Genomic DNA, 6,001 nt, shown 5'->3' with positions numbered 1-6,001 from the left:
CAACAAGCATCCCAAACCGGGCCTCCATTCAGCATGAAGGCCATCGTGAACCCGTTTCTCAGAAAGGGGTCGTTTTTGGCTGCCTGTCCCCCTTCCGAAGGGGTCACTTTTCCATGCCGCTTAACAAACATCCGCTCCGATGGCGGGCCGGACGTGAGACAGGCGGCGAACCCTCCCTGTCACGCCCGGCAGGAGCACCGCTGGGCAGAACGGACACGCCGGAGTTGCAGGACGCGCCTGTGTGCCGCCTCTCTCGGCGCGGGACGATTGGCAACCGACCGCTGGTATCGACGCATTCGGCGGGACGGCCCCGTCGCCATGCTGAAGGACCATCCGTTCATCGGGCGTAGAAATGCCATGCTTCCTCGCGACAGGCCATGAGCCAGTCCTGCATCATGGCTCGCCACAGCCTGCCGTCCCGAAAGACTGTTCGCCCCGCGCGACCGGATCGACCCGGGCGGGGCTGCGGCGCGGTGCCGGGGGCGGATGGGCCGAAACGCGCAGTATTTTGGAGGAGCCACGCATCATCAATGGGGAGTCACAAAGAAAATGCTATGGGAACGAATGCACCTATCCGGACAAGCACACCAGACAACATGGTTGACGCTGCGGATGAGCACTCCTTACACAGGTAGAGATAATCATCAAAAGCTGGCGCGAATAGAGTCGCTGCTCATCGCCCGACAACATTGAGGACATGTGCCCATAACTCCCAAATCGAACCGCGCTTTCGTCGCATTTTCGGGTGGCGGTGCGAAAGGGCTGATCCATGTCGGCGCACTCAGGGCGCTTGAAGATCGCAATGTTGTCTTTCAAGGCATTGCCGGCACGTCAGCCGGTGCAATCGTCGCAGCACTCCGTGCGGCGGGCTTCTCGTCGCGGGAACTGCTCGACCCGGATAGCGACACGTCCATCATTGGCCAGTTGCATGCGATCGATCCTCGGATAAACAGAGTGACCGATATTTTCGGGCGGACGGGATGGGCAAGACTGCGCCTCTTCCGCTGGGGCAGTCGCCACGCCTCACTCCTGAAGACGATCGCAATCGGCATCGGCATCGCAGAATTTGTGGGACTGCTCTGTGTCGGCGAAAGCCGTTCATGGTGGATGGTATGCGGTGCCCTCCTGATCTCCGCTCTCCTCCTATGGACAGCAAGGCAGAGCGCACTGGTTCTGATTGGGGGGCTTGCGGACATCCGGGGCTTTCGTGACGCTCTGGCAACGCTACTCCAGCGCCGAATGTTTCCCGACACCCCAGGGCGCGTTGTTACTATGGGCGATTTCGGACGTGATGGTCGCCCAACCCTGAAAATCGTCAGTGCCAATCTGAGTGAATGCAAGTTGCATCTGTTCTCACCCGAACGCACGCCAGATGTTGCGGTCGCTGATGCCGTTGCGGCATCAATCTGCCTGCCAGTCATTTTCCAGCCCTGGGCGATCGACCAGACGATATTTGTCGATGGCGGCATCGTATCCAACCTTCCCGCATGGCCATTTGACGAAGAACGTGAACTGGATCCCGAAGCTCTGACCATCGCCATTGCCATTGCCGATCCAACCCATACCCCCGTAATCGGTCGCTTCAACTGGCTGCCTGCAGCAATCCGTACTGCTCTGTTCGGCTCAGGTGAACTCAATCTGCGAGCCTCTGGCCAGTCTGAACAACTCGAACTCGAGAGCCGCCTCGAGTTGCTCGATTTCGACATGACGCTAGACGATGCACGTCAGGAAGTTCGCGATGGTGAAGCGGCGGCAGGCGTCCGGCTGGACAAGTGGCTGTTCAGGCGTCCAGACCTTTACCGAACTTTGTGCAAAGAAACGCGGAGCCTTGCTGAAGAGATTTTGACGGAGGCACTTAACAATACTGCGGGACGTATTCGGGTGGCGATCGCTTTACCCGATCGGGACTATCATCATTCACTTCGCCTTGAGTTTTCCGTTGGTTACGAGATGGATCCAGACGAAGGTATGCTGCTTCCGATCGAAGGATCGGTGATCGGCGCCGCTTGGGCGAAGAATGAGTCACGCTTTGAAGTTGCCCCGCTTCCATCCAATTTAGACCTGCCCGGAGACGCGAACCGTCTTCGCCGGAAAAAGGTCTGGCCGGGCCTAGCATGGCAACTCTGCATTCCTATATCAGCACAGGGCTCAGGCAGCCATCTTGTTGTTCGCATTGATGGCGATGCTGTATTCCCGACGAACGGCTTGGTCAGCGAAGCGCTCGAAATGCTCGAAAAATCTGTCAAAGAGCTGTTTGATGCGGTAATAAGTGAATTGTCATAGAGGGGAGGATGACTATGGCTTTGAAAAGCGTCACCTTTAGAGGCCCCCTGAAAACCGAGGGAGTCGAGTCTAACGACAAGATTCAGCGGATTCTTGCCAAACATCAAAGCGTCAGGTCGGATCTGGTCAAGGAAGCGCGGCAGATAGCGACCGAGCGCCGCCGTGCGCTGGAGAGCATCCGTGATCCTGACCTGCGGCGTAGCGCGGCCCGTTGACGTCCACCTACGAAGCAGCGATCATTTATTTCCACGATGCAGCCACATCGCAGAATAGGAACCACGGGCCTCTGTGCCAGGCTGGGGCAATTCTGCTGACTAGCATTGCCCGAAAAGGCGTCAACGGTCCGAAGTTTCTCTTTTGATCTCTGGCTGCCGAAGCCCCGCCCGGGCGGACCCGGGCGGGTGATCGGGGCGCTCAGTCGCCGTTGCGGCTGGTGCGGGGGCGCGTCCAGATCAGGGCGTGGCTCTCACCGTCATCGTCGGCGAACAGGTTGGCGAAGATCGGCGCCGGGAAGGACGGATCATCCAGCTTCAGGCTGAGGTAGTCACGTCCCTCACTGGAGCGTTTCTGCCAGCAGGCGCCCAACTCGACCCTGCCGAGATACACACGATAGTTGGGAGCGTTGTCGTTGCTCCGGTTGGTTTCGGGCACCAGGCGGACGTTGCGGGCCTGGAGTGCCAGGGTGACGATCTCGCCTTCGAAACCCTCGCCCGCCTTCTTGAAGGAACCAATGTTCGCCATTTTCGTATCTCCTTGCTGGTATCGGACCGCGACCACCGTGGCCTCGATGGCGATCGACCAGCCGGAGGCGAGCGGCAGAGCACCCTTCAGGGCCGAAGCGAAGCGGAGGACGGCAGGGCCGGAACTTTCTTGATGCGCGAGGAATGACGGCGCAGCCGTCAGGGGAAGAAAGTTCCGGAACGCCGTTGCGGCCAGCCGATCGAGGCATCGCCGTCCTTCGGCTAGATCAGCCATCCGACAGAGGCCATGGTGTGCGGACCCGTCAGCCCCGGGAGAGACAGGAAGGCAACATCCGCTCCGATGGCGGGCCGGACGTGAGACAGGCGGCGAACCCTCCCTGTCACGCCCGGCAGGAGCACCGCTGGGCAGAACGGACACGCCGGAGTTGCAGGACGCGCCTGTGTGCCGCCTCTCTCGGCACGGGACGATTGGCAACCGACCGCTGGTATCGACGCATTCGGCGGGACGGCCCCGTCGCCATGCTGAAGGACCATCCGTGCATCGGGCGCGGAACCACCATCTTGCCGCGGCAGGTAGGAGCCCCCACACCGTTGCGCGCCACGGCTGGCCCCGGAAGGCCACGCGCACCACCCCGCCGGATCAAGCCGGGCTGGGCTTCGGCGCAGTCCCGGACAGCACGCCGGTTTACACGTTCTGCACCAGGCGCGCGATCGTCGTGCGAAGAGCCTCCGCGTCGCGTCGCGCTGTACCAAATGGCACGACGGTAATATAGGTGACGCCATTGCGATCCAGCTGATACTGGATTTCCAGAAAGGCCGTCTCGACGGTCCGTGTCGTCGAGCGGGACCGTCCACCAAACGTGTATCCGCCGAACAATCCGCCACGGGACAGACCACCGACCGTGAAACGGCCACCGTGGCGCGTATCGGTCACATGCGTCGCCTCACGCTCCACGCTCACGCCGACAATCTGGTCCGGCCGAAGATAAAGTCTCTGATACCGGCTATTCTGATCCATGATGACGAGCTGACCTTGTCGCGTAATCGCCAACGCGCCGGGCGTGTCCACCCACCATATCCTCTTCTGCAGAACCATCTGATCGCTGGATTGAATTTCTCTCGCCAGCTGTTCAGCTGCCCGCTTGTACCGAAATGTCTGAAAAGGGGCGAGCACGAACCTGTTGACACCTTTGATCAAAAGACCCGCGATCAGAAAACAGACAACACCATTAACAAGCGCACTCCCAAGTCGAAAATGAAGCAGATTCCCAAGAACCGGCGGAGCAACGCACAGCACGACAAGAGCCAGCGGCACAAACGCTTTGATTTTCTCTGTCTTCTCGACACATTCGAGAACCGTATCATGGGGTTGCGCAACGGTTTCCTGGTCTGCCAATACAGTTTCCATATCCTTACCCCCCCTTTGATTCTTTCATTTTGCAAAGCCGGATTACATTTTAGGTGAGCGTATCATCCCGGTGAAGAAAATTTCGCCATCAATTTTGTACCGGCATCCGCCAATCGGGTGACGGTCTGCCCGCGCGATCTGATCGGAGTTATGGCCGTGAGACGTCTCTTTGCCCGATCCCATGCATGAAGGAACGGGGCGAGGTCCTGGTCTGCACCGAGCGATTACGTGCGCGACCTCAGCGTCAGGCGAGGGAGCGAGTGGTCGGCCTCGCCTGACGGTTTGACGGCGCTCACGCGCCGCCACAGAACCGCAGAACCGGGATGCCAAGGCGCTTCGCCTTGTCGGCCAGATTCTCCTGAATGCCAGTGCCAGGAAAGACAATGACCCCAATCGGCATCGTGTCGAGCATGGCGTCGTTGCGGCGGAAGGGGGCAGCCTTTTTGTGGCGTGTCCAGTCCGGCTTGAAGGCGATCTGCGCGATCTCGCGGTGATCGGCCCAGCGGGAGGCAATGAACTCCGCGCCTTTTGGCGAGCCACCGTGCAGCAGCGCCATGTCGGGATGCTTCGCCCTCACCTTGTCCAACCGGTCCCAGATCAGGTTATGATCATTGAAGTCGAGGCCGCCGGTCACGACCACCTTCGGGCCGGACGGCACCAGCAACTCGCCCTCGGATTTGCGGCGGGCGTTGAGGAAGTCGCGGCTGTCGATCATGGAGGCCGTCATCGTGCGGCGTGACACCAGCGAGCCGACCTTCGGACGCCACGCGCTCATCGTCAGGCGTTCGAACTGCTCCTTCGCCTCGTCGCGGAAGATCTCGTAGGCGTTCCGTCGTTCCAGCAGGGTCAGCCCCTGCGCGATCAGCCGCTCCAGTTCCACCGAGCGGATCTCGCTGCCGTCCTGCTCCTGCTGGCCGCGCTTCTGCGCCTGCTCGTTACGATCGAGTTCACGCTCCACCTGGCCGACCATGCGGTGGAAGACGTTGACCGCCGACCAGAGCAATTCCTCAAGATCGGGCTCCAGTCGCGTGTCCGTCAAGGTGGCTGCGATGGCGTCAAAGATATCGGCCACGGCGCCGCCGATACGCTCCGCCTCGGGCAACGGCCGCGAATCCGGCTCGTCCTCGAATGGACGGAAGCCATAAGTCTGGAGTTCGGTCAGCACATGGGCGGTTGCGGATGCGGCATGCACGGGTTCGAAATCGTCTGTCGCGCGGGTCATGGGTCTCTCCTCCGGGATACGGGCCGCGCCCATCGCGGCCTTTCCGGGGGCGGATAGCGGCAGACCAGGGACGGGCCGGAACCGCGCGCTCACGCGCGGCCGGAGCAACGCGGAGGATGGCAGGCCGGCGGCTATTTTGCTTCGCGATGCAAAGCGCGGTCCCACAGGGAGCGCGCGGCGGAAAATAGCCGCCGCACGCCATTGAAGGCCGGCCCGGCTGACGCCCGCTCCCCTCTCTGAAAGGCCGTGGGCGCGACATCCTGTCAATCGGCACTCAAAAATAACCCCTGATCGGCATGCAATATTAACCCCCTGTTGAAGGCCCGGCCTGTCTCCTGAAGCCGTAGGCGTAAGGAGACAGGCCGGGGCAGGTATGGATCTGGAGAG

Annotated in this window: 4 protein-coding genes; 1 reads left to right on the top strand and 3 read right to left on the bottom strand. The window is 60.8% G+C overall.

Annotated elements, in window-relative coordinates:
• The first annotated feature begins 699 nt into the window (after nucleotides 1-699).
• Nucleotides 700-2,283 (top strand): patatin-like phospholipase family protein, encoded by a 1,584-nt coding sequence (locus OQZ28_RS16990; protein ID WP_458136677.1) that lies wholly within the window; start codon nucleotides 700-702, stop codon nucleotides 2,281-2,283.
• Nucleotides 2,284-2,697: 414 nt separating this feature from the next.
• Here the strand turns inward: OQZ28_RS16990 and OQZ28_RS16985 are convergent, their stop codons facing one another.
• The 3 genes from OQZ28_RS16985 to OQZ28_RS16975 form a co-directional block, all read right to left on the bottom strand.
• A complete protein-coding gene (locus OQZ28_RS16985) occupies nucleotides 2,698-3,024 on the bottom strand; it encodes a DUF736 domain-containing protein (RefSeq protein WP_458136678.1) in 327 nt (108 codons plus the stop codon).
• Nucleotides 3,025-3,669: 645 nt separating this feature from the next.
• Nucleotides 3,670-4,392 (bottom strand): hypothetical protein, encoded by a 723-nt coding sequence (locus OQZ28_RS16980; RefSeq protein WP_458136676.1) that lies wholly within the window; start codon nucleotides 4,390-4,392, stop codon nucleotides 3,670-3,672.
• Nucleotides 4,393-4,684: 292 nt separating this feature from the next.
• On the bottom strand, nucleotides 4,685-5,614 hold the full coding sequence (locus tag OQZ28_RS16975; protein WP_458136675.1) for a DUF2493 domain-containing protein: 930 nt from the start codon (nucleotides 5,612-5,614) through the stop codon (nucleotides 4,685-4,687).
• Nucleotides 5,615-6,001: the final 387 nt, after the last annotated feature.

Source organism: Komagataeibacter sp. NFXK3 (assembly GCF_054182245.1).
Note: the sequence above shows the minus strand (reverse complement) of the source record. Positions and strands in the feature narration are given on the sequence as shown.

Excerpts from the sequence above, each read along its gene's own strand:
- OQZ28_RS16985 (WP_458136678.1), bottom strand. The coding sequence starts at position 3,024 with ATGGCGAACATTGGTTCCTTCAAGAAGGCGGGCGAGGGTTTCGAAGGC.
- OQZ28_RS16980 (WP_458136676.1), bottom strand. The coding sequence starts at position 4,392 with ATGGAAACTGTATTGGCAGACCAGGAAACCGTTGCGCAACCCCATGAT.
- OQZ28_RS16975 (WP_458136675.1), bottom strand. The coding sequence starts at position 5,614 with ATGACCCGCGCGACAGACGATTTCGAACCCGTGCATGCCGCATCCGCA.